This is a genomic window from Azospirillum tabaci (assembly GCF_014596085.1).
GTDB classification, from domain to species: Bacteria; Pseudomonadota; Alphaproteobacteria; order Azospirillales; family Azospirillaceae; genus Azospirillum; species Azospirillum tabaci.
The window spans coordinates 40530-62141 of the sequence record NZ_JACCJY010000020.1 but is presented as its reverse complement, the minus strand read 5'-3'; the positions used below and the strand labels follow the sequence as shown (position 1 = coordinate 62141).

Below are 21612 nucleotides of genomic sequence, written 5' to 3'. Positions count from 1 at the left end.
CCCGCCCACGCTTTAGGATGAGGGCGCGGAGCGGAGGGACGGGCGCATGGCCGGCGGGATCGACATCGTCATCATCAAGAAGAACGGCCTGGGCGACGCCGGGGTCAGCGTCTTCGCCGAGGTCGCGGAAACCCTGCGTTTCGCGCTTCGCCGCCTGGGCATCGACGCGGAGATCGTGTGGAACCGCATCGGCCGGCGACGGCGCGCCATCGTTCTGGGCGGGCACGACCTGTCGCCGGAGGAAGGCGACCGGCTGCCCAGCGGCACCATCCTCTACAATCTGGAGCAGATCGCCACGCTCCACCCGCGCAACGCCCATTACCTGGACCTGCTGCGCCGCTGCCGGGTGTGGGACTACAGCCCGCGCAACATCGCCGATCTGGCCCGTCAGGGCATCCGGGCGCGCCTCGTCCCCATCGGGCACGCCGACGCGATGACCCGCATCCCGAACAGCCCCGCCCCCGGCATCGACGTGCTGTTCTACGGCGCCGTGAACCCGCGCCGCCGCGCCATCCTCGACGCGCTGGGCGAGCGCGGCCTGACCGTGGTCAGCCTCCAGCATTATTACGGCGATCTGCGCGACCGCTTCGTCGCCGACGCCAAGCTGGTGCTGAACCTGCATTACTACGAGGCGGGCATCTTCGAGATCGTCCGCGTCTCGCACCTGCTGTCGAACCGCAAGGCGGTGCTGGCCGAGCGCCACCCCGACACCGAAATCGACCCCGACCTGCTGGACGCCATGGCCTTCGCCCCCTACGACGGGCTGGTCGAGGCCGCCTGCGCGCTGGTCGCCGACGGTGCGCGGCGGGCGGCGTTGGCCGAGGCCGGATACCGGCGCATGAGGGACCGGGACGCGGTGGCGCTGATGCGCGGCGCCGCCGCGGACCTCGGTCTTTCAAACAGTGAAGCCGGCGCGCTCACCGGCTCCTGAAGCGCCCGCTCACAGCTCGACGACCGGCGCGAACCCGCCGAAGATCATCCGCTTCCCGTCGAAGGGCATCGGATTCTTCTCTTGGCTGAACCGCTCGTCGGTCTTCATCAGCTCGTCCATCCGCTTCATGGCGGCATCCCGCGTGGCCTTGTCCGGCCATTCGACCCAGGACAAGGCAACGGTTTCGTCATCCGTCGCCTGGACGGCCCGGCGGAAGTCGGTGAGCTTGCCGTTGGGCACGTCGTCGCCCCAGCATTCGATGACCCGCATCGCGCCGAGTTCCTTGAACAGGCTATCGGCCTTAGTCGCGTGGTCGATGAAGGCCTGCTTGTTGGCCGTCGGAACCGCGATGACGAACCCGTCGATGTAAGCCATGTCCTTCCTCCCTTTTTGTTTGAGCGTTCGGCCCCGCCCGTCAGGCCGCCGCGCCCGTGTTCTTCGCGCCCTCGTAGTTCAGCATCCAGGGCGTGCCGAACCGGTCGGTGAACATGGCGAAGCGCTCGGCCCAGAAGGTCTCGCCCGGCGGCATCTCCACGGCGCGGGCGTCCTTCGCCAGCGCCGCGAAGACGCGGTCGAACTCGGCGAGCGACTGCGGGGCGATCGACACCCGGAATCCCTGCGGTTTGCTGTACATGCTGTCCGGCGAGTCGGAGGCCATCACCTTGGCCGCGCCCAGAGTCACCAGCATGTTCATCACAAGGTCATCGCCGCCGGGCATCCGGCTCTCCGCGTCCGGGGCGTCGCCGTTGCGGAACACATAGACGACCTTGCCGCCGAGGGTCTCGGCGTAGTGGGTCATCGCCTCCAGGCAGGTCCCGTTGAAGAACAGGTAGATCGTCGGTTCCATGGTTTCGTTTCCTCCCGGTCAATTTGCTTTTTGAGTCAGAGCGTCTTGGCGAGGGCTTCGAGCTGATCGGTCGCTTGGCCCCAGCCTTCGTGGAAGCCCATCTTCTCGTGTTCATCGCGCGCCTCGGCGCTCCAGTGCATGGCGCGCGCGGTGTAGAGGGTCCGGCCGGCGCCCGCGTCCTCGAACCGCACGTCGGCGGTCATGAAGGCCCGACCCGACGGCCGCCAGCCGGGGCGGAAGGCGTCGGTGAAGACCAGACGCCGCCCCTCCTCCACGTCGAGGAAGACGCCGGGCTCGCCGAAGGATTCGCCGTTCGGACCGTTCATCCGTGTGAAGAACTCGCCGCCCGGCCGCAGGTCCATCCGGGCCTCGGACACGAACCAGGGCTTGGGGCAGAACCACTGTTTCAGCAGTTCGGGTTCGGTCCAGCAACGCCACAGCGCGCCGCGCGGCGCGTCGAGGCTGCGGGTCAGAACGAGGTCGCGCTCACCTTCCGTCATGGGGAGTCCCTTTCGAACGGGGTTGTGAAAAGAGCAGCGTGAGGTAGCGTTTCAGGTGATCGACGCTCTCCAGTGCCTCCTCGCGCCCGCCTGTCGCCTTGGCGAGGATGAAGGCGCCCTGGAGGACGGCCTGGGTGTGCCGCGCGAGGCTCGCCGGGGTCCAGTCGGCCTCGATGCCGCGCGCCGCCATGGCCGCCGCGATGTCCGGCTCCAGCGTCGCCGCGTGGCCGAAGATGCTGGCGGCGCAGGCGTCGCGGATCGCCGGATGCGACCCGTAGACCTCCTGCGTCATGGTCCCGACGAGGCAGGTGAATTCGGCGGGATCGCCGTCGATGATCGTCTTGCGGAACTCGACATAGCCGAACAGGCGGTCGAGCGGGTCGTCGAGCCGGTGGTACGGCGCGTTCGCGAAGAAGGCCGAGGTGGTTTCCGCCCAATAGGCGGCGGCGGCGACGCCGAGCGCTTCCTTGGTCTCGAAATGATGGAAGAACGCGCCCTTGGTGACCCCCGCCGCCTTGCAGAGATCATCGACGGAGGTCGCCGCGAAGCCCTTGGCCCGGATGACGTCCCGCGCCGCTTCAAGAAGCCGGGTGCGGGCGTCGCCACGTTCGGGGTGATGTTTGACAGGTCTCGGCATGGGTTGAAACATACCGGTCGGTTGGTATGTGCGTCAAGCGTGGAGAAACGTTGCCACAACCTTCGGCGCGACATCCCCACGCGTTGGGCGAGCGCGGCTTACTGGTTATTAGTCCGGACTCTAGTTAGGTACGCAATCCATAATAGATTCCCTTTCAGAAAAAGCACTATCAGAAATTACATATGGGAGAGTTCCTCCAATTTCCTTTATAAAATTAATAGTAATTTCAGTATCTTCCTTATCAATAGGCCATAGTTCAATGCCTGCTAACGCAGGGTTTACATCAGCAGCATGCGCAATCTGATTTCTTCTTCTCCATATATTTTTCAGCTGACCCTTTATCTGTTCTGCCGTTCGTCTATCTGCCTCAGATTTTTCTTTATTCATTAATTCACATATTTTGATCCATGGTTTCTCACAATAGCATGACAATGCCTCAGCAAGTTTTCCTGGATCAACAAACGCTTTATAGGAATTGATCTGTCTTATGCACTGTTCTGCCGCGGATATTCTTTCTTCTTTGTCGAGAATCATCATAATATCCATTGGCAAAGAAATATTTTTAGTTCGTATAGCATTTGAAAATCGATACTTAGCCTCCACAGCAGCCAATTCATGCGCAAAGAAGTCAAACGAGCTTACTGTTTGAAAGTAAGCTGACCTTAACGCATCATCGTTGGCAGGTTCTCTTGGCCTTAACGCAACAAGTGCATCATAGAGCTTGACCATTTGTCGAGCACGCTCAATTGCGTGCTCAAAAGTCGTAATGGCATAAGAAAAGCGTTCCATGCTTAAAACGCCGCAGTTAGTTTGATTATCTTATCAGCTCCCGAATAGAAAATATCTCGCACATCATTTATCTTTACTTGGTAATTGTCGGCGATTACACCGCGATGCTGTGTATCAACATTAATGTCAATTGAGAAAACTGGCTTAGCTAGTTCTTGAGCTGTTGCAATCAAGCCATCCAGAGAGCTAACCTCCATCAAAAACTTATCCGTTGGCGCGTTTGAAACTTTGTAAATTTCATCTTCGAGGAGCATGTCAGCTCCCTTCAATGCTGTGAAAAGATCACTCGCACGTGCTTCGGCAAGCTTATCAAACCATTTTTTAAATGCCTTTGTTGGCTGAGCCTCTTCCCCTCCCCTTGAGCGTTTTCGAAAGTTTTGCACTGTGGAACCAAGATACTTGGGAATCACATCCGGGAATGGATAATCTGCAGATCTAAGAATCGTATTACCAGAAGCCTTTTTGCCCCATTCAGCCCATTTTGGTAAAGTACGAGCAAGAGATTTCAAAGCCATTGCAGAAAATAGATCTGGTGCCATTGGAATAATGAATGCATCACTAGTCATAAAGAGGTTCTGATTGATGGCTCCCAAGCTAGGGCTCATATCTATCAGTGCGTAATCTATAAAATTATACTCTCCAGCCTTCACAATGGCATGATGGAGCGCTCCAGGAATATTCTGCAATGCAGATAATGTGTTGCTTAATTCATGCGCGACAGCGAGTTGACTTTCATACTCGGAAAGCCCGACATGGCCAGGAAGAAGAAACAATCCTGGCCTCTTATCTGACTCTAATAGTTCAGTTGCTTCGATCATGTAAGGGCGCGACTCGAAAGCCGGCCTGACAGCATCACGAATGTTACGCGGCTTTAAAGGCGTTGCGCTTTCAAACGGATACTCATCAGCGTCAATATCACCTAGAAACACTCCAGTAAGATTGCATTGAGGATCACAATCAACAACCATTACACGCTTTCCCTGCGCGGCAAGCATCCACGCTAAGTGAAAGGTCATCGTGGTTTTAGCCACCCCACCTTTATGGTTAAAAATCGCAATTTGTTTCATTATCGTGCCCCACGAAAGCCTAACAGTAGGCTAGTCGCCTAGGCATGCAACTGACAAGGGAATTTTTATGGCTTCTGGCCATTAAGCTGATTTGGCAAACGGCTACCCTTCTTGCCAGAATCCTGCCAGAGCGCTTGGGTCAAAACTCTGGTTTGGCAGCTTCAAGACATTGATCTAATTCAATATAATGCAAAATTTTATAAAAATTCTTCTCTGAGGCGAAGTTTTAACCGTCGGCTTTTTTTCACGCACTCAACAACGGCCCCGTGCGCCGCAACGTCGTCCCCGCCACCTTGGCGATCCGCTTGCCCGCCAGCGTGAAGCGGGTCGCGCTGTGGGCGTAGAGAACGCCCGCCGACTCGCTGCGCACCGGGGTCACCTCGCCGGTCAGCGGGTCGAGGATGTCGGCGACCACGGCGCCGGCCTCCACGCGGTCACCCGCCTTGTGGTGGAAGACCACCACGCCGCCCACCGGGGCGGTCAGCGGTTCGGAGGATTCCAGCGGGGTCGGGGCGCACAGCGGCTCCGGCAGGGCCGGCGGCTCGCCGGACAGGACGCCGACATGGGTGAGGAAGCCGGCGATGGCCTGGGCGTCCGCTTCGCCCTGGGCGTGCTCCACGTCTGCCTGCCCGCGCAGCTCCACGGTCACGGAATGGCAGCCGAAGGGGATCGGGCGGTCGGGCCAGCGCTTGGCAAGCTCGTTCCAGGGGCGGCTGACCGCCTCGTCGAAGGGGTCGCCGCCGGATTCCTCGGCCAGGAAGACCGCCTGCGCGCCCAGCAGCCGCTGCAACGGGGCAAAGGCCTCCGCCGAGGGCGTCAGGGTGTAGAGGTGCATCACCGCTTCCAGGTCGCAATGCAGGTCCAGCACCCAATCGGCCTGGAGCGCCAGTTCCAGAAGACGGTGCTTCATGTGCTCCGTCTCGGTGCGCGGGGTGCGTTCGGCCAGCGCGTCGGCCAGGGCGGCGCGGATGGCGGCCTTGTTGGCCTCGCCGTCGTCGGTCAGCCGGTCGGCGACGCGCTCGGCCACCGCCTCGGTCAGGTGGGGATAGTCGCGGTTGAAATTCTTGCCGTCGTCCTGGTCGAAGCGGCCCAGGTGATGGTCCATCAGCGACTGGCCCAACCCCACCGGGTTGGCGACCGGGACGAGGATCACCTCGCCGGCGATCCGCCCCTCGGCCTCCAGCGCGGTTAGGATGCGGCGCAGCTTGTCGGCCACCAGCATCGCCGGGATCTCGTCGGCGTGCAGCGACGCCTGGATGTAGGCGCAGGGCCGCGCGCCCGCCGTGCCGAAGCGCTGGACGGTCAGGGTCCGCCGGGTGCCGGGGGTGGCGGACGGGAGGTCGATGATGGCGCTGTGCATGGCGGATCGCTGCTGGATGGATGGGAAGCCCGCCCCCACCGTGGCGAAGGCCGGGGCGGGCCGCAAGTACCTTTTCCGCCGGGCACCTTTTCCGCCGGGCCGCTTTACGGAAGGGCGGTTCCCGTCAGCACGGCGTCGAACTGCTCCAGCGCCCAATCGACCTGCTCGCGGGTGATGACCAGCGGCGGGGCGATGCGGATGGTGTGGTCGTGGGTGTCCTTCGCCAGGACGCCGCGCGCCCGCAGCGCCTCGCAATAGCGGCGCGCCCCACCCGCCTCCGGGTGAAGCTCCACCGCCAGCATCAGGCCGCGCCCCCGCGCCTCGCGGATCACGTTGCTGCGGATGGCGCCGAGCTGTTCCAGGAAATAGGCGCCCTGGGCGGCAGCGTTGTCGATCATGCCTTCCTCCACCAGCACCCGCATGGCGGCGCGGGCGACGGCGCAGGCCAGCGGGTTGCCGCCGAAGGTGCTGCCGTGCTGGCCGGGCTTCAGCACGCCCAGCACCTCGGAGTTCGACAGCACCGCCGACACCGGGTAGAAGCCGCCGGACAGCGCCTTGCCGATCAGGGTGACGTCGGCCTCCACCCCCTCATGCTCCTCGGCCAGCAGCTTGCCGGTGCGGCCCAGCCCGGTCTGGATCTCGTCCAGGATCATCACGACGATGCGCTCCGTGCACAGGTCGCGCACGCGGCGCAGATAGCCGGCGGGCGGGATGACCACCCCGGCCTCGCCCTGGATCGGCTCCAGCAGGACGGCCACCGTGTTGGGGGTCATCGCCGCCTCCAGCGCCGCCGCGTCGCCGAAGGGCACGGTGCGGAAGCCCGGCGTGAAGGGGCCGAAGCCGCCGCGGGCGTCCGGGTCGGTGCTGAAGCTGACGATGGAGATGGTGCGGCCGTGAAAATTGTCCGCGCAGACGATGATCTCCGCCTGGTTCTCCGGCACGCCGCGCACCTCGTAACCCCACTTGCGCACCGTCTTGATCGCCGACTCCACCGCCTCCGCCCCGCTGTTCATCGGCAGGATCTTGTGGGAGCCGGTCAGCGCCGCCAGCTCCTCGTAGAACAGCGCGAGCTGGTCGTTGCGGAAGGCGCGGGAGGTCAGGGTCAGCTTCGACGCCTGTTGCACCATCGCCTCCAGGATCTTCGGGTGGCAATGGCCCTGGTTGACGGCGGAATAGGCCGACAGGCAGTCGAGATAGCGGTTGCCCTCGGTGTCCCAGACATAGACGCCCTCGCCGCGCGCCAGCACGACGTCCAGCGGCTTGTAATTGTGGGCGCCCAGGCGGTGTTCGGTCCCGATCAGGTCGGCGGCGTGCTGAAGCATGGCGTTCTCTCCGGGGTTCGTTTCTTGGCCGAATGTCAGACGGCTTGGCCGCCGATCTGCGATTGGGTGACGGCAGGGTCGATGATGCGGCGCCCGAACAGGCTCGCCACCAGATCGACCAGCAGGAGGGCGCTCTTGCCCCGCTCGTCCAGGAAGGGGTTCAGTTCCACCACGTCCAGCGAGCCGACGACGCCCGCGTCGTGCAGCATCTCCATGATCAGGTGCGCCTCGCGGTAGGTCGCCCCGCCCAGCACCGCCGTTCCCACCGCCGGGGCAATGGCGGGGTCGAGGAAATCCACGTCCAGGCTGACGTGCAGATGGCCGCCGGCCTGCCGCACCCGCTCGATGATGCGGCGCATGTGGACGCCGACGCCGTGCTCGTCGATCAGCCGCATGTCCACCACGTCCACCCCGCGGGCGCGCAGCAGGCGACGCTCGCCGGGGTCGAGGGAGCGGATGCCGAACAGATGCACATGCGCCGGGTTCACGGTGGCCCTCTGCTCCGGCGGGAAGACGTCGTCGAAGCCGTCTTCCCCGCAGAGCAGGGCGACCGGCATTCCGTGCATGTTGCCGGACGGCGAGGTGTGGGGGGTGTTGAAGTCGCCGTGCGCGTCCAGCCACAGCACGAACAGCGGCTTGCCGATCTCCCGGCAATGGCGGGCCACCCCGGTGACCGAGCCCATGGACAGGCTGTGGTCGCCGCCCAGGAACACCGGCACGCCGCCCGCCTGCATCATGGCGTAGGAGCGGTCGGCCAGCGCCCGCGACCAGGCGGTGATCTCCGCCAGACGGGCCGTGGCGGCGTCACCCTCGCTCCAGCGATGGGGGGTCAAATCACCAAGGTCGCGGACCTCGTGCCCCAGTTCGCGCAGGGCGCGGACCAGCCCCGCCGTGCGCAGCGCCGCCGGCCCCATCAGGGCGCCGGGATGGCCGGCCCCCGCCTCGATGGGAACGCCGATGATCTCCACGAAGCGCTGATCGTCCCGATCCTGCGACGCCTGCGACGCCATGCCGTCCCTCTCTGTGTGAGTCTGCCTCCCATGACTATCGGGGGCGGAGCAGGCGGCAGAAAGACGGAAAAGTGCCAACGAACGGCGGCCTTTTTGACAGTCTGGCAAGTCCGGCTTATCATTCTGGCATGGACGACCTGGACCACCGCCTGCTGGGCCTGCTGCGCGCCGACGCGCGCCAGCCCGTCGCCGGCCTCGCCGCCGCGCTGAAGGTGTCGCGCGCCACCGTGCGCGCCCGCATCGACCGTCTGGTCGAAAGCGGGGTCATCGCCGGCTTCACGGTGCTGCTGCGCAAGGATCTGCGGCCCGCCATGGTCCGGGCCATCACGATGATCGAGGTGGAGGGCCGCGCCGCCGAAACGGTCATCGCCCGCCTGCACGGCTTTCCGGAGGTGCGGACGGTCTACACGACCAACGGGCGCTGGGACGTCGTCGCTGAAATCGAAACGGAGTCGCTGGAGGCCTTCGACGACACGCTGCGCCGCGTCCGGCAGATCGCCGGCATCGCCTCCACCGAGACCAGCATCCTGCTCTCCGCCCGCAAGGCGGTGCTGTAGCCTACCCGCCGAGACCGGCCAGAACGCCGCCCAGAAGCGGCTGACCGAACAAAGCCCCCAAGGCGAATCCGACGATCAGCCCGACCGCCGCCGCGACCAGCGCCCGGCCGCCGCCCTTGGGCGCCTCCGCTCCCGCGCCGCGCCCGTTGCCGCCGCCCGTGGGGTCGTCGCCCTCGTCCGGCGCCGCCGCGCGGCGGGCGCTGTAGGAGGAGTCGGTGTCGGCGTGCCACGCGCGGATGCGGTCCTGCGCCGGCTTCAGCTGCTCGTCGGTCGGGGAGGAGCCGCGGCCGTGGACGATCTCCCAGCCCAGCGCCAGGAAGCGCGTGGTCGTCCGCCCCTCCGGGCTGAAGATCGCGGCGGGCATCCGGCGGTAGGTCGCCTTCACCACATCCACGTCGTAGGGGATCGCCGTGCGGAACATCAGCTCCGGGAATTCGGAGCGCAGCAGGGTCAGCGATTCCCGCCCGACCTCGTCGTTGGTGATCGACAGCATCAGGATGCCGGCCACCGACAGGTTGGGGTTCATGCCCTTCTGGATGTGCTCGACCACCGACAGGGTGCGTTTCAGCCCGTCCAGCGCGTAGCGCCCCGGGAAGACCGGAAGCACCAGCCGGTCCGACGCCGCCAGCGCGCCCGCCGCGAGATGGCCGAGCGCCGGCGGGCAGTCGATCACCACGTAATCCGGCGGGTTGCGCGAGAAATGCAACGCCTTGCGCAGGCCGCGCTGCGACCCGCCGCGGGCGTCCAGCGCGTGCTCCAGCGAATAGAGCTTGCGCGCCCCGACGATCATCGACAGCCCGTCGAAGCTGGTCGGGGTGATGGCGTCTTCGACGAAGGTGTCCTGGCTCAGCAGGTCGTTGATGCCGACTCGCGCCTTCTCCCGCAGCAGGAAGTTGCTGGTGGCGCTGCTCTGCGGATCGAAGTCGATCAGGACGACGCTCTTGCCCAGCGCGGCCAGCGCCAGGGCGAGGTTGACGGAGGTGGTCGTCTTGCCGACGCCGCCCTTCTGGTTGTACACCGCCAGGATGGTCGGCTGCCGCGTCTCCGGCGCGTCGAAGACGTCTTCGTGGCTGGTCATGTCCATTCCGCTTCGTCGTTTCGCGGGTGTTCGTCCTGCGGGCCAAGAGCCGCCGAAAGCGGCGCACTATACGCATTGGAACGCGCCGGTGTCTTCCCGCAGATGCGCCGACATCCCTTAAAGGTAACAGCCTTTAAAGGTAACAGCTTCAGCGTGCCTTGAAGGCCGCCAACTGGCCGGGCAGCGGCGCCATGGTCAGGCGGACACGCACGATCTCCCACCGTCCTTCGGCACCGGGAGGAGCCCCGTCGCAGGGGTGGCGATCGAGGATGTCGAAGGACAGGCTGGACAGGCCATCCTCCTCCGGGATCGTGCCGCCGGCCCAATTGGCCTGGAACACCCGCTTGTTGACCCGCGAGATGGGCGAGGCCGAGGCGTCGGGGTTGAAGCCCTCATTGTCGTGGTCCAGCGGCTCGAACCGGCCGGGTCGCCGCGCCGTCGGGATGCGGCGGGAGCGGATGCGCAGCGACAGGTCGAAATCCTCGTAGCCCCAGCCCCAATAGGCGTTGGAATAGCCGTCGATCCGCCGGAACACGTCGTTCGGCATCAGCAGGACGCCGCCCATCGTGCTCTCCAGGTCGGTGGTCACCGTCTGGTCCGAGCGGCCCGGCGCCACCGGCCGCTGCTCCGCCCCGAAGGACAGGATGGGCGTCGGCCGGTCGACCCAGGAGTAATCGGCGTCGATGGGCAGATAGTCGATGTCGTGCAGACAGGTGTAGCCGCTCTCCGCCTCCCCCAGCAGGAAGCCGACATTCTTGATGGCGCCCCGGTTGAAGGGCAGCCCGGCCTCCTGCTCGACGATGGTGACGCGGTAATCGATGGGCTCGGCGAGCGTTGCGAAGTAAGCGCCGACCCGCGGCACGAAGGCCCGCAGATGGGCCTCGCGGTCGCGGTAGGGCACGACGATGTGAAGCCGCCGGTCCTTGGTCGTCATCGCGCATCTCCTGCCGGTGCGAAGCGTTGCCAGATGGCCCGATAGGCGCCCTCCAGATCGCGGGCGAAGCGGTCGCCGTCGAACAGCCGACTGGCCGTCCGCGCCAACGCCAAGCGCGCCTTCAGCCCGGCCAGCCGTGCTGGATCGCGGGCGAGGTCCAGGGCCAACGCCTCGTAGGCCGCCAGTGAGTCGGTGACCAGCTCCGGCAACCCAACCGTGTTGAGCAGGCTGGCCGCCACCCGCCCGGCAAAGGTGGCACCGCGGCAGGTCACCACCGGAAGCCCGGTCCACAGCGCGTCGCTGGCCGTGGTGTGGGCGTTGTAGGGCAGCGTGTCGAGGAACAGGTCGGCCAGCCGGTGCCGCGCCAGATGCTCCGCCAGCGGGCGCGGCGGCGCGAAGACGAGGCGCTCCGGCGCCACCCCGCGGGCCGCCGCCTCGCGCCGCAGGTTGCCGGCCACCAGCGGATTGCCGACGTAGAGCCACAGCACGCTCCCCGGCACGGCGCGCAGCAGCCGCGCCCAGACGTCGAACAGCGCCGGCGTCAGCTTGTAAGGGCTGTTGAAGCAGCAGAAGACGAAGCCGTCCTCCGGCAACCCGCAGTCGGCGCGCGACGGGGTGCGCTCGGCGATGGCGCGGTGGCGGTCGTTGGGCTGGTAGCAGTGGGGCAGCCGCACCACCGCCTCGCTGTAGAAGCCCTCCTCGCCCGGCGGGATGGTCACCGCGTCGGCCAGGATCACGTCGACGAAGTCCGCCCCCATGGTGCCGGGATAGCCCAGCCAGTTCACCTGCACCGGGGCTGGCCGCGCCGCCAGGATCGCCGTGCGGGCGAAGGCCGTGTAGCCCTTCAGGTCCACCAGGATGTCGATGCCGTCGGCGGCGATGGCTTGCGCGGCGGCGCGGTCGGCGTGGTCGCGCAGGTCCACGAAGCGCTCCACCGCCGCGGTCAGGCGGCGGCGCATCGGGCTGCCGTCGTCGACGCCGGTGGAATAGGCGGTGACGGCGAAGCGCGTCCGGTCGTGCCGCTCCAGAAGTTCCGCCATCAAATAGGCGGTGGCGTGCTCGTGGAAGTCGGCGGAGAGGTAGCCAATGCGCAGGCGCCCGTCTCCGGGGACGGCAGGCCGTGCCACCGCCGGCACGCCGCGCGCCTTCTGCCGCGCCCAGCGTTCCGCCGCCGCCCGCTGGTCCGCCAAGCTCGTGTCCACCGCCAGAAGGCCGAAGGGCGGCACGCCCAGCGCCCCGGCGCGCATCCGCCCGATCAGGTCGCGCTCCAGGGCTGGCAGATCGCGCCAGTCGCAGGCGTGCCTCTGCTGCTGCACCAGTTGCGCCAGCGCCGGGTTGTAGGCGGGGGAGAGCCGGCGGACGCGGCGGAGGGCCTCGATGGACGGCGCGATCCGGTCCGCCAGGATCGCGGCGGCGGCGAGATCCTCCCACCCCGCTTGCCCACCGGGGTCGAGGGCCACCGCCCGGCGCAGCGCGTCGAGCGCGGCGCGCGGCCGCAAGGCGCCGCTCAGCGTCTGTCCGAGAATCCGCCACGCCGCAGCGTGGTCCGGGTGCCTCCCGATCGCGCCGCGCAGCACCGCCAGGGCGCCCGACGTGTCGTGCAGGCCGAGCAATTCCACCGCCAGATCGACCGCCGCCGCAGGGGAGTCGGGCTGGAACCTGAGAGCCGCCCGATACTCCGCCACCGCCTCCTCCCGCCGACCGGCGGCGGCCAGCGCGTTGGCGAGGTTGTGGCGAAGGGCGGGATCGTCCGGCGCCAGCCGCACCGCCACCGCGTTCGCCCGCACCGCCGCGACCCAGCGGCCGGCTGCGTGGGCGGCGTTGCCGAGCAGCATCCAGCCGTGCCGGTCCGCCGGATTCAGCGCCGCCATGCGGTAGCCGATCCACCACGCCTCGTCCCGGCGCCCGGCGGCGAGGGCAAGGCCGCCGAGGTTGTTCAGCGACACCGCGTGCTCCGGGTTGCGCGACAGCGCCTCGCGGTAGGCGGTTTCGGCCTCGCCGGTCCGGCCCAGAGCTTCCAGGGCGACCGCCAGATTCTTCCAGGTGCCGGCGTCCTCGGGCCGGTGGCGCAGGGACTCGCGGTAAGCGGTTTCGGCCTCGCCGGGGCGGCCCTGCTCCTGAAGCGCCACGCCCAGATTGTTCCACACCGCGCCCACCCCTGGGCAGGCCGCCAGAACGGCTCGGTAATGCGGTTCGGCCTCCGCCGGACGCCCCTGGGCGTGGAGGGACAGCGCCACCCCGTAATGGGCGTCGGGAGAGTCGGGCGCCAGTTTCAGCGCCGCGGCGTAGACCGCCCCCGCCGGCCCCCATTGCGACAGCCCGGCCAGCAGGCTGCCGAAATCCAAATAGACCTCCGCGTCCTTGCGCAGCGCCAACGCCTGTTGGAACAGCGCCACGGCCTCGCGGACGCGGCCCTCGCGCTGGGCGGCGACGGCCTGCCGGTGCAGCGCGGCGGCCCGTTCGGCGGTTTCGGGACGGTCCATGCGCCCTCTCAGTCCCGCTGGCGGGTGTGCAGCAGGATCCGCGGAATCGCCGCCGGGCGGCGGTCGTCGCCCCATTGCGAGATGTCGGGGATCGTGCTCACCCCGCGGCGGCGGGCCAGCAGGCTGAGGACGCTCTGGTCGTGCCGGTGGGCGCGGAACTCCGGGTAGTTGGGTTTGCCGCACTCGTTCGGCGCGTCGGTGAGGATGCGCTCGTCCTGGGCGAAGCGCAGCCATTCGGAGACAAAGGCGATGGTCTCCGGCGTCCGTTCGCAGACGATGAAGCTCGCCAGGATCTGGGTGGCGTCGGTGTATTCGGGCCGGTCCAGCCGCATGAAGTGGAAGCAGTCGCGCTTGGTCCAGCCGCGGTTCTTGAATTCGTCCTGCAGCGTGAACAGCAGGATGGGCAGGTCGCGCCGCTCCCGGCACAGCTCGATCACCGGATCGGCGCGGTGCACGAAATGGGCGCCGCTGTCGCAGTAGAACAGCACGTCGCCGTCCTTCAGATGGTCGCGCAGCAGGGTCCAGACCGCCCAGGGCTTCCACAGCCAATAGCCCCCCCCGCGCGGCTGGTCGAGGATGAAGCGGTTGCGCTCGACGAAGGCCGGGTCGATGTGCCCGCGCCCCATCATGGCCACGGAATCGAAGCCACCGATTTCCAGCCCGCTGCGGGCGTTGCGCTTCTGCGCCGCCAGAAAGGCCCCGTCCGCGTAATTCAGAAGCACCCGCGCCATTTCCCCTCCCCTCCGGCCCTTACAGCCGGTTCTCGATCCAGTCGGCGAGGCGGTAGGCGTCGAAATGGAACTCCTCCGTCCCCAGGAAGGGCGCCACGGCGCGGTGGGCGCAATAGGCGTCGTAATCGTCATCCACCGCCAGGATGTGCTCCACCGCCTCCTCGTCCGTGGCGAAGCGCGACACGTCGATAAAGCTGCCCGCCGCCACCTCCCGGCTCAGATCGGGATCGCCCCAATAGAGCGGCACCGCCCCGGCCTGGAAGACGTCGAGGATCTTCTCCGTCAGATAGCCGGGGTGGCTGGCGTTCTCGAAGGCGAAGGCGAAGCGGTAGCGTTCGAAGACGCGGATCTTCGACAGCCAGCCCATCTTGACGACGCTGCCGGTGTTGTTCAGGTGCCAGCCCACCGAATCGACGCGCCGCCGCCCGTCCAGCGCCGGGAAGAAGCGGTTGCGGCGTTCGCCGTTCGGGTTCTTGTAGAGGAAGGCGCAGAAATTGCGCTCCGCGAAGGCCGCCCGCGTCGTCGGCACCGGCGGCAGGACGGGGGAGCAGAAATGCGGCACCGCCCCCTCCCGCATGTGCTCGTAGGCGTGCATGACGTAGAGCGGCAGGCGGTAGTGGCGCGGGTCGTCGATGCGGTCGAAGGACACCGCCATGTCGAAGCCGTCCAGAGGCGGGCGGACGTTCTCCCCGGTGAAGAACAGGGTGCGCCGGCTGCGCGCCTCGCGGTGCCGCCCGCCGAAGACCGACACGATGGCGAGGTCGCTGTCGTCCTCGACCACCGACAGGTCGAAGCGGCTGGACAGGATCTCGATGAAGAAATTCGTGCCCTTGTCGAATTCCGGCCAGAAGTCGTGGAAGGCCAGCTTCAGCCGCGGCTTGCCGCCGCGCCGCCCGCGGAAGGGGCCGTGCAGCAGGAAGCGGTCGAGCCGCTCCGGGTCGCCGCCGGGCTTTGAAAGGAATTCCTCAAGAAATGCGCTTGTCCGCTGATCGAGCATCCCGCCATCCGTGCCGGATCGTTGCGCGACGCACGATACGGTCGCCGCGACGGGAACGCCACCCCTTCCGCGCGCTCGTCAGGTCGCGCGAAGCGACGCGGACAACAAAAAAACGCCCCGCGGACGACGGAGCGTTCGAAACACCACGATCCCTCAAGGGAATGAAGTGGTGCCCAGGGACGGAGTCGAACCGCCGACACGGGGATTTTCAGTCCCCTGCTCTACCAACTGAGCTACCTGGGCACCGAGGCCGCGGTGGAGACCGCGGCGCGTCGAGGCGCGCTTTGTAGGCAAATTCGCCGGGCCTGTCCAGCCCTAAAATGCAGAAATCCGCCGCCCCGTCACTCCCGCTCGTCCGCCTCCTCGGCGTCCGGACGGTCGGGGCTTTCGATGCGGTAGACGCCGCCCAGCCAGCGCGACAAATCCACGTCGGCGCAGCGCTTGGAGCAGAAGGGCTTGGCCTCCTCTAGCGCCGGACGGCCGCAGATCGGGCAGGCTTTCTCGGTGGGCTTTTGGCCAATGGGCTTCTGGCCAGCGGGCTTTTGGTTGTCGTTCATCGCTCAATCCTCCGCCGCGGCCCTGCGGCCGGCGCCCAGCAGATCGGCCAGGGCCGTGCCGCGCCGGGCGCGGGTCATCTCCACCAGACCCAGCTTGGACAGGCCATAGACCTGGGTCTGCGCCGGGTCGTCCTCCACCGCGCGGGACAGGGCGTTCAGCAGCCGTTCGGCGTCGCCCCGGTTGCGCATGTTGACGAAATCGACGACGACGATTCCTCCGGCGTTGCGCAGGCGCAGTTGCCGGGCGATCTCCGCCGCCGCCTCCAGATTGACGTCCAGCGGGTTGCCGCGTTCCCCCGCGTTGACGTCGACGACGGTCATCGCCTCCGTCCGCTCGATGACCAGCGAGCCGCCGCCGGACAGCGGCACCCGCGTGCCGAGCAACGTTTCGATTTCAGCGTCGAGGTCGCGCAGGTCGAACAGCCGTTGCCGGCCGCCCCCTGTTCGATCAGGGCACGGCGCGGCCAGGAGGCGGGCGTCGAAGGGCTCCACCCGCTCCTCCAGGTCCGGCGCACGGTCGGCGCACCAGCCGGCGAGGTCGTGGGCCAGAGCCGCGTCGTCCACGATGATCCGCGACGGGGCGGCAGCCCCATGCTCGATCAGGGCGCGGCGCGGCGCGTCGGGGCCGGGCAGCAGCAGGGCGGGTCCGCCGCCCCGCTCCGCCGCGTCGCGGATCGAACGCCACGCCAGATGCAGCGCGTCCGACTCCGCGGCCAGCAGCCCGTCCGGCGCGGTGGCGGCGCCCGCCCGGACGATCCAGCCGGCGCCGGGGGCGATGTCCTGGATGCGGCGGGCCAGTTCGGTGCGCTCCGGCCCGCTGCCCAGCCGCTTCGACACCGCCACGTCGCGGCCCAGCGGCGCGTGCACCAGGAAGCGGCCCGGCAGGGTGATGTCCATGGTCAGGGACGGCCCCTTGGACCCGGTGGCGTCGGCCTTCACCTGCACCAGCACGGTCTGGCCGGTGCGCAGCAGGTTGCCGATCCGCTCGCCCTTGGCCTTCGGGCGCCCCTTCGGCCCGCGGGCGTCCAGCGCCGAGAGCAGGCCCGACTTTCCGGTGCCGAGATCGACGAACGCGCCGTCCAGCCCCGTCGCGATGCGCTCCACCCGGCCGAGGAACACATGGCCCAGCAGGGAGGGACGCTCGGCATGGTCGATGTAGAGGTCGGTCAGCCGGCCGCCGGTCAGCACGGCGGCCCGCGTCAGCGGACCGTCGCGGTCGATGAGGATTTCCGATGCGGCAGCGACGGCGGCTCCCGTCACGGCAGCGGGAACCCCGCGCCGCGCAGCAGCGCCGCCACCTCGAACAGGGGCAGCCCGACCACGTTGCTGTAGGAGCCGCCGATCCAGCGGACATGGGCCGCCGCCCGGCCCTGGATCGCGTAGCCGCCGGCCTTGCCCTGCCATTCGCCGGAAGCGATGTAGGATTCGGTCTCCTCGTGGGACAACGATTTGAAGGTCACGTCGGTGCGCACCAGCCGTTCCGACCGGCGCAACGCTTCCCCCTCCCCCGCCGGCCCCTCCCCCGCGGGCGACAGAAGCACGACCCCGCCGAACACCCGGTGCCGACGCCCGGACAGCAGGCCGAGGCAGGCGCGGGCCTGCTTCTCCTCCTCCGCCTTGGGCAGGATGCGGCGGCCGCAGGCGACCACCGTATCGGCGGCCAGCACGAAGGCGCCGGGGTGGCGCGCGGCCACGGCGGCGGCCTTCTCGCCGGCCAGACGCAGCGCGTGCTGGGGCGGAAGTTCCCGCGGCAGGGGCGATTCGTCGATGTCTGCGGGGTCGACCGCGTCGGGCACCACGCCGATCTGGCGCAACAGGTCGAGCCGGCGGGGCGAGGCGGACGCCAGCACAAGCCGGTGGGTGGTTTCGGTGCTCATAACGCGGGGAGGATGGCCGACGGTGGAAACCGGTTCAACGCGGGAAACCGGTTCAATCACTTGAACCGGAACGTGATCCGGCCCTTGGTCAGGTCGTAGGGCGTCATCTCGACGTTGACGCGATCACCGGCCAGCACGCGGATGCGGTTCTTGCGCATCTTGCCGGAGGTGTGCGCCAGCACTTCATGCTCGTTGTCGAGCTTCACACGGAACATCGCGTTCGGCAGCAGCTCGACGACGGTCCCGGAGAACTCGATCAGATCTTCCTTAGCCATAGCCCCTTAAGTCCGTAACAGTTTCGAGGCAATAACTGACCTCCCGAAGCCGCCCGGTCAAGGGGGATTCCACCGGGGGCGGTGAGCCTCCGGCGTGGGGGTTGGCCAAAGCCTTCCAGATGGGACGCAAACAGCCGGCGGTTCAGCCGAGCGGGTTTCCGTCGCCGTTTTCATACTCCGCCGCGCCGTCCGCGTCCATGCCCGCGGTGCCGCCAAGCGTCGCCGACTGGAAAGAACTGAGCGGCGACGGGCCGCCGTCAAGCCGGACACGGGGTTCCGCGGCCTGGGCGATGCGCTCGAACATCTCCTTCTGATCGGTGTCCATGCGGCGCGTCAGCCGCGCGACGGTTTCCGACGCCGTCAGCGCCCGGCCCGAGGCGCGGTCGTAGAACAGGCCCCGATTGCTCCGCGCCGCGGTGGGCAGAAGCTCCGCCGCGGCGGCCCTGGGCGACGACTCGGCGGCTCGGATCAGCTTGGCGGCCCCGCCGACGCCCAGCACATAGGCGATGCGGCTCTCGGTCTCCGACACCGGGCGCTTCAGCCGCTCCTCCAGCCGGTCGCGGCCCTCGGACAGGTAGCGCGCGGCCATCCCGGCGGAGAGGTCGACATCGTGGCGCAGCGCCAGGATCTGGCGGCGCACCGCCGGGTCCTTGACCGAGGGGATGCCGTTGCGGCTCTGGATCGCGCTCGCCAGCTCCCCCTGGCCGTAGGCGGAGCCATGGCGGCGGAACAGGTCCAGCCACGTGCGCTCCAGGAACTGGAACGGACCGGCGGCGGAGCTGGAGCGGTTGCGGGCCGCCGGGTCCAGCCCGCTTTCCTGGGTCGCCTGGGCCAGGATGGCGGTGAAGCTGTGGCCCGACAGGCCCGCGACCTGCTGGGCCGCCAGAACCACCTGCCCGGCGGCGGGGCTGTTCGCCAGGGCGGCGCCGATCACGGTCGATTGGGTCCCCGACGCGGCGACCGCCGTCGCAACGGCGCCAGGGGCGGTCTCGGGCTTGCGGGCGGGAAACGGCACGCGGGTCCCGTCGGCGAGTTGGATCGGCGCCTCGGGCTTCGCCGACGGCGGGGGCGGCGCCTTCTGTCCATTGGCCAGCCGCCCGCGCGGAACCGGCTGGAACTCCGCCAGCGCGCTTTGGAACGACCCGCCCGACGCGGCGCCCGTGGAGGACGGCGACGCGGGGACATCCGGCTTGCGCTCGGGAATCGGGGCGAGTGGAGGCAGCGCGACCTTCATGGAACACCGGAACCATCAAACCGGAACCGCTCTCGCGGAACCCTTCGTCGCAGCTTTAGCACAAAGGCCTTAATTTTTCTTAATCATTGGTCGGGATCGGCGCGGAGGATTCAATCGCCCGGCGTGTCGGCCATGCGGATGGGGTCGGTGTCGACCGCCGTTCGCCGCCCCTCGCCGTTCCAATGGTCGACGGCGGCCAGAAGCCGGCTTTTCTCCAAGGGCTTGGCCAGATGATCGTCCATCCCGGCCTGCCGGCAGCGCTCCACCTCCACGGCCAGCACGCCCGCCGACAGCGCCAGGATCGGGATGCGGCCCAGCGGACCGGGAAGCGCCCGGATGCGCTGCGTCGCCTCCAACCCGTCCATCACCGGCATCTGCACGTCCATCAGGACGAGATCGTAGACGCGCTCCTGCACCGCGGTCACGGCGGCGGCGCCGTCCGGTACCGCGTCCACATGGTGCCCGGCCCGGGTCAGCATGGCGATGACCAGATCGCGGTTCATCGCCAGATCCTCGGCCAGCAGAATTCGCGCGCCACGGCTGGACGGCTGGTGATCGTGGGGGGCACCGCCGTCATGGTCGTCCCGTTCCGGGGCGCTGGCGGGCTGCAGCGGCAGGCTGAACCAGAAGGTGCTGCCGACGCCGGGGCGGCTTTCCACGCCGATCTCGCCACCCATCAGCTCGACCAGGCGGCGGCAGATGGCCAGCCCCAGCCCGGTGCCGCCGCGCCCGCGATCGATCTGGCTGAAGCGCTGGAACAGCTCGCGCTGGCGGTCCTCGGGCACGCCGATGCCGGTGTCGCTGACGGTGACGGTGTAGCGCCGCGGGCCGGACTCGTCGCCCATGGCCTTCACGGTCAGGCGGACGCTGCCCGTGTCGGTGAACTTCACCGCGTTGCCCAGCAGATTCAGCAGGATCTGGCGCACCCGGTCGGGATCGCCCAGCACATAACCGCGCGCCGCCGCGGAGACGGAGGTGTGGATCTCCAGCCCCTTCTGCTCGGCGGCCAGACGCACGATGGCCTGGCAGCGGTCGGCCAGATCGTCCAGCCGGAACGGCACGCGGACCAGGTCGAGCTTGCCCGCCTCCAGCTTCGACAGGTCCAGCACGTCGTTGATGACGGTCAGCAGGGAGCGCCCGGCTTCCCGCACCTGGGAGGCATAGCGCCGCTGCTCCGCCGTCAGCGGGGTTTCCAGGAGCATGTCGGCGAACCCGATCACGCCGTTCATGGGCGTGCGGATCTCGTGGCTCATGGTCGCCAGGAAGTCCTCCTTGGCGCGGCTGCCGGCGCGGGCCTCCTCCATGGCGGCGCGCAGTTCCTGCTCGCGCCGCTTCAACCGGCCCGACATGTCGTTGAAGGCGTTGGCCACCAGCCGGATCTCGTCGGGCGCACCGCGGGCCTCCACCACGGTCCCGACATCGCCGGCACCGATCCGGGTCGCCGCCTGGCTGAGAACGCGCATCCAACGCAGGACCGAAGCGTGGAGCAGCGACCAGAGCGCCGCCACGCTGAGCAGCGCGGCGATGCCGAGCAGGATCAACCCGCGCAACAGGTCGCGCTGGGCGTCCGCCACGATCGGCCCAGTAGGCATGCCCACGGCGAAGACGGTGTCGGTTTCCGGGGAATGGCGAAAGGCCCAGATGCGGTTCAGCCCGTCGGCGCTTTCGCCCTCGAACGCGCCGCTGCCCTCGGCCAGCATGCGCCGGATGTGCGGAAAATCCGCCATGCTGCGTCCGACCCAGCCTTCCGGATCGGGCTGGCGCGCGATCACCACGCCGTGACGGTCCAGCACCATGATGCGCGCGTCGTCCTGCTTCGTCACCTTCACGAGATCGGTCAGCCAAGCCAGATCGATGGCGACTCCCAGCACCCGCTCGATCCCGCCGTTCACCAACACCGGCTGCACCGCGAGGATCAGCGGCTTCCCCGACCGTTTGCCGATCACCACCTCGCTCAGAACGAAGGATTTGGTGTCGAGCGCCCGCTGGAAATACTCGCGCTCGCGCAGGCTTATCCCGGAGCCGGGGCCGGTCGTGTCGCAGATGAGGAGGCCGTTCGGGTCGGTCACCCACACGCCGGTCGTCCAGCGGTGCTGCCGCGGCATCGGCGCCAGCGTGGCGACGCAGGCGTCGGTGTTGCCGTGGGCGGCGTCGCGAACCGCCGGCACCAGGGAGAGAACGCTCAGCAGGTTCCGCGCCTCGCCGATCAGGTCGCGCTGGCGCTCCACCCCGTCCTCGGTCAGATGCCGCGCCAGTTCCCGTGCGCTGCTCAGGCGCTGGTCGAGCTGCTGGTCGAAGAAATACAGCGCCCCGGCCAGCGGCAGGGCCAGGGACGCCAGCACGACGCCCATCAGACGCAGCCGGAGGCTCCGCAGGCCGGTGGCACGAAGCAGGCGGGACGGCAAACCGGCGGGCATCAGGCGGGG

Annotated in this window: 22 protein-coding genes and 1 tRNA gene; 2 read left to right on the top strand and 21 right to left on the bottom strand. The window is 67.8% G+C overall.

Annotated features, from left to right (window positions below; genetic code table 11):
- Window positions 1–46 precede the first annotated feature (46 nt).
- Entirely contained in the window at window positions 47–931 is an 885-nt protein-coding gene (locus tag H0B54_RS18285; protein WP_188261517.1) for a CgeB family protein, read from the top strand.
- Between the two features lie 9 nt (window positions 932–940).
- Here the strand turns inward: H0B54_RS18285 and H0B54_RS18280 are convergent, their stop codons facing one another.
- From H0B54_RS18280 to rocF, 9 genes are all read right to left on the bottom strand, one after another.
- Window positions 941–1306 carry a DUF1428 domain-containing protein gene (locus H0B54_RS18280; protein WP_188261516.1) on the bottom strand — a complete coding sequence of 122 codons (366 nt, stop codon included), beginning with the start codon at window positions 1304–1306 and terminating at the stop codon, window positions 941–943.
- A 40-nt stretch (window positions 1307–1346) separates the two neighbouring features.
- Window positions 1347–1778 (bottom strand): VOC family protein, encoded by a 432-nt coding sequence (locus tag H0B54_RS18275; RefSeq protein ID WP_188261515.1) that lies wholly within the window; start codon window positions 1776–1778, stop codon window positions 1347–1349.
- A 35-nt stretch (window positions 1779–1813) separates the two neighbouring features.
- Window positions 1814–2278, bottom strand: coding sequence for an SRPBCC family protein (locus H0B54_RS18270; protein ID WP_188261514.1), 465 nt, complete (start codon window positions 2276–2278; stop codon window positions 1814–1816).
- Window positions 2265–2915 (bottom strand): TetR/AcrR family transcriptional regulator, encoded by a 651-nt coding sequence (locus H0B54_RS18265; protein ID WP_188261513.1) that lies wholly within the window; start codon window positions 2913–2915, stop codon window positions 2265–2267. The genes H0B54_RS18270 and H0B54_RS18265 overlap by 14 nt, the downstream gene beginning before the upstream one ends.
- A 120-nt stretch (window positions 2916–3035) precedes the next feature.
- A complete protein-coding gene (locus tag H0B54_RS18260) occupies window positions 3036–3704 on the bottom strand; it encodes a HEPN domain-containing protein (protein ID WP_188261512.1) in 669 nt (222 codons plus the stop codon).
- Between the two features lie 2 nt (window positions 3705–3706).
- Window positions 3707–4771 (bottom strand): ParA family protein, encoded by a 1065-nt coding sequence (locus H0B54_RS18255; RefSeq protein ID WP_188261511.1) that lies wholly within the window; start codon window positions 4769–4771, stop codon window positions 3707–3709.
- 244 nt (window positions 4772–5015) lie between these two features.
- Complete coding sequence (locus H0B54_RS18250; protein WP_246472602.1) at window positions 5016–6197, bottom strand: M14 family metallopeptidase; 1182 nt, start codon at window positions 6195–6197, stop codon at window positions 5016–5018.
- A gap of 38 nt (window positions 6198–6235) precedes the next feature.
- The gene (rocD, locus tag H0B54_RS18245; protein WP_188261510.1) at window positions 6236–7453 is read right to left on the bottom strand and encodes an ornithine--oxo-acid transaminase; all 1218 of its coding nucleotides are present in this window, start codon (window positions 7451–7453) and stop codon (window positions 6236–6238) included.
- A gap of 35 nt (window positions 7454–7488) precedes the next feature.
- On the bottom strand, window positions 7489–8463 hold the full coding sequence (gene rocF / locus H0B54_RS18240) for an arginase (RefSeq protein ID WP_188261509.1): 975 nt from the start codon (window positions 8461–8463) through the stop codon (window positions 7489–7491).
- A 128-nt stretch (window positions 8464–8591) separates the two neighbouring features.
- Between rocF and H0B54_RS18235 the strand changes: the two genes are divergently transcribed.
- A complete protein-coding gene (locus H0B54_RS18235; RefSeq protein WP_014198205.1) occupies window positions 8592–9020 on the top strand; it encodes an Lrp/AsnC family transcriptional regulator in 429 nt (142 codons plus the stop codon).
- Between the two features lies 1 nt (window position 9021).
- On the opposite strand, the gene H0B54_RS18230 is transcribed toward H0B54_RS18235, so the two are convergent.
- The 12 genes from H0B54_RS18230 to H0B54_RS18175 form a co-directional block, all read right to left on the bottom strand.
- Window positions 9022–10098: a ParA family protein gene (locus H0B54_RS18230; protein ID WP_246472601.1), complete on the bottom strand. Its 1077-nt coding sequence runs from the start codon at window positions 10096–10098 to the stop codon at window positions 9022–9024.
- 148 nt (window positions 10099–10246) lie between these two features.
- Window positions 10247–11032 (bottom strand): galactosyltransferase-related protein, encoded by a 786-nt coding sequence (locus tag H0B54_RS18225; RefSeq protein WP_188261507.1) that lies wholly within the window; start codon window positions 11030–11032, stop codon window positions 10247–10249.
- Window positions 11029–13515 (bottom strand): tetratricopeptide repeat protein, encoded by a 2487-nt coding sequence (locus H0B54_RS18220; RefSeq protein WP_188261506.1) that lies wholly within the window; start codon window positions 13513–13515, stop codon window positions 11029–11031. The genes H0B54_RS18225 and H0B54_RS18220 overlap by 4 nt, the downstream gene beginning before the upstream one ends.
- An 8-nt stretch (window positions 13516–13523) precedes the next feature.
- Window positions 13524–14246 carry a hypothetical protein gene (locus H0B54_RS18215; protein WP_188261505.1) on the bottom strand — a complete coding sequence of 241 codons (723 nt, stop codon included), beginning with the start codon at window positions 14244–14246 and terminating at the stop codon, window positions 13524–13526.
- Window positions 14247–14265: 19 nt separating this feature from the next.
- Window positions 14266–15243 (bottom strand): glycosyltransferase family 10 domain-containing protein, encoded by a 978-nt coding sequence (locus H0B54_RS18210; protein WP_188261504.1) that lies wholly within the window; start codon window positions 15241–15243, stop codon window positions 14266–14268.
- Window positions 15244–15410: 167 nt separating this feature from the next.
- Window positions 15411–15486, bottom strand: a tRNA-Phe gene (locus tag H0B54_RS18205).
- Window positions 15487–15584: 98 nt separating this feature from the next.
- On the bottom strand, window positions 15585–15800 hold the full coding sequence (locus tag H0B54_RS18200; protein WP_188261503.1) for a DNA gyrase inhibitor YacG: 216 nt from the start codon (window positions 15798–15800) through the stop codon (window positions 15585–15587).
- A 3-nt stretch (window positions 15801–15803) separates the two neighbouring features.
- Window positions 15804–17060 (bottom strand): ribonuclease E/G, encoded by a 1257-nt coding sequence (locus tag H0B54_RS18195; RefSeq protein ID WP_188261502.1) that lies wholly within the window; start codon window positions 17058–17060, stop codon window positions 15804–15806.
- Window positions 17057–17677 carry a Maf family protein gene (locus H0B54_RS18190; RefSeq protein WP_188261501.1) on the bottom strand — a complete coding sequence of 207 codons (621 nt, stop codon included), beginning with the start codon at window positions 17675–17677 and terminating at the stop codon, window positions 17057–17059. Before H0B54_RS18190 ends, H0B54_RS18195 begins: the two co-directional genes overlap by 4 nt.
- 56 nt (window positions 17678–17733) lie before the next feature.
- Window positions 17734–17952 (bottom strand): translation initiation factor IF-1, encoded by a 219-nt coding sequence (gene infA, locus H0B54_RS18185; protein ID WP_014198195.1) that lies wholly within the window; start codon window positions 17950–17952, stop codon window positions 17734–17736.
- 142 nt (window positions 17953–18094) lie between these two features.
- Entirely contained in the window at window positions 18095–19186 is a 1092-nt protein-coding gene (locus H0B54_RS18180; protein WP_188261500.1) for a lysozyme family protein, read from the bottom strand.
- A 110-nt stretch (window positions 19187–19296) separates the two neighbouring features.
- Window positions 19297–21603: a hybrid sensor histidine kinase/response regulator gene (locus H0B54_RS18175; RefSeq protein ID WP_188261499.1), complete on the bottom strand. Its 2307-nt coding sequence runs from the start codon at window positions 21601–21603 to the stop codon at window positions 19297–19299.
- Window positions 21604–21612 lie beyond the last annotated feature (9 nt).

Excerpts from the sequence above, each read along its gene's own strand:
- H0B54_RS18285 (WP_188261517.1), top strand. The coding sequence starts at position 47 with ATGGCCGGCGGGATCGACATCGTCATCATCAAGAAGAACGGCCTGGGC.
- H0B54_RS18280 (WP_188261516.1), bottom strand. The coding sequence starts at position 1,306 with ATGGCTTACATCGACGGGTTCGTCATCGCGGTTCCGACGGCCAACAAG.
- H0B54_RS18275 (WP_188261515.1), bottom strand. The coding sequence starts at position 1,778 with ATGGAACCGACGATCTACCTGTTCTTCAACGGGACCTGCCTGGAGGCG.
- H0B54_RS18270 (WP_188261514.1), bottom strand. The coding sequence starts at position 2,278 with ATGACGGAAGGTGAGCGCGACCTCGTTCTGACCCGCAGCCTCGACGCG.
- H0B54_RS18265 (WP_188261513.1), bottom strand. The coding sequence starts at position 2,915 with ATGCCGAGACCTGTCAAACATCACCCCGAACGTGGCGACGCCCGCACC.
- H0B54_RS18260 (WP_188261512.1), bottom strand. The coding sequence starts at position 3,704 with ATGGAACGCTTTTCTTATGCCATTACGACTTTTGAGCACGCAATTGAG.
- H0B54_RS18255 (WP_188261511.1), bottom strand. The coding sequence starts at position 4,771 with ATGAAACAAATTGCGATTTTTAACCATAAAGGTGGGGTGGCTAAAACC.
- rocD (WP_188261510.1), bottom strand. The coding sequence starts at position 7,453 with ATGCTTCAGCACGCCGCCGACCTGATCGGGACCGAACACCGCCTGGGC.
- rocF (WP_188261509.1), bottom strand. The coding sequence starts at position 8,463 with ATGGCGTCGCAGGCGTCGCAGGATCGGGACGATCAGCGCTTCGTGGAG.
- H0B54_RS18235 (WP_014198205.1), top strand. The coding sequence starts at position 8,592 with ATGGACGACCTGGACCACCGCCTGCTGGGCCTGCTGCGCGCCGACGCG.
- H0B54_RS18230 (WP_246472601.1), bottom strand. The coding sequence starts at position 10,098 with ATGACCAGCCACGAAGACGTCTTCGACGCGCCGGAGACGCGGCAGCCG.
- H0B54_RS18225 (WP_188261507.1), bottom strand. The coding sequence starts at position 11,032 with ATGACGACCAAGGACCGGCGGCTTCACATCGTCGTGCCCTACCGCGAC.
- H0B54_RS18220 (WP_188261506.1), bottom strand. The coding sequence starts at position 13,515 with ATGGACCGTCCCGAAACCGCCGAACGGGCCGCCGCGCTGCACCGGCAG.
- H0B54_RS18215 (WP_188261505.1), bottom strand. The coding sequence starts at position 14,246 with ATGGCGCGGGTGCTTCTGAATTACGCGGACGGGGCCTTTCTGGCGGCG.
- H0B54_RS18210 (WP_188261504.1), bottom strand. The coding sequence starts at position 15,243 with ATGCTCGATCAGCGGACAAGCGCATTTCTTGAGGAATTCCTTTCAAAG.
- H0B54_RS18200 (WP_188261503.1), bottom strand. The coding sequence starts at position 15,800 with ATGAACGACAACCAAAAGCCCGCTGGCCAGAAGCCCATTGGCCAAAAG.
- H0B54_RS18190 (WP_188261501.1), bottom strand. The coding sequence starts at position 17,677 with ATGAGCACCGAAACCACCCACCGGCTTGTGCTGGCGTCCGCCTCGCCC.
- infA (WP_014198195.1), bottom strand. The coding sequence starts at position 17,952 with ATGGCTAAGGAAGATCTGATCGAGTTCTCCGGGACCGTCGTCGAGCTG.
- H0B54_RS18180 (WP_188261500.1), bottom strand. The coding sequence starts at position 19,186 with ATGAAGGTCGCGCTGCCTCCACTCGCCCCGATTCCCGAGCGCAAGCCG.
- H0B54_RS18175 (WP_188261499.1), bottom strand. The coding sequence starts at position 21,603 with ATGCCCGCCGGTTTGCCGTCCCGCCTGCTTCGTGCCACCGGCCTGCGG.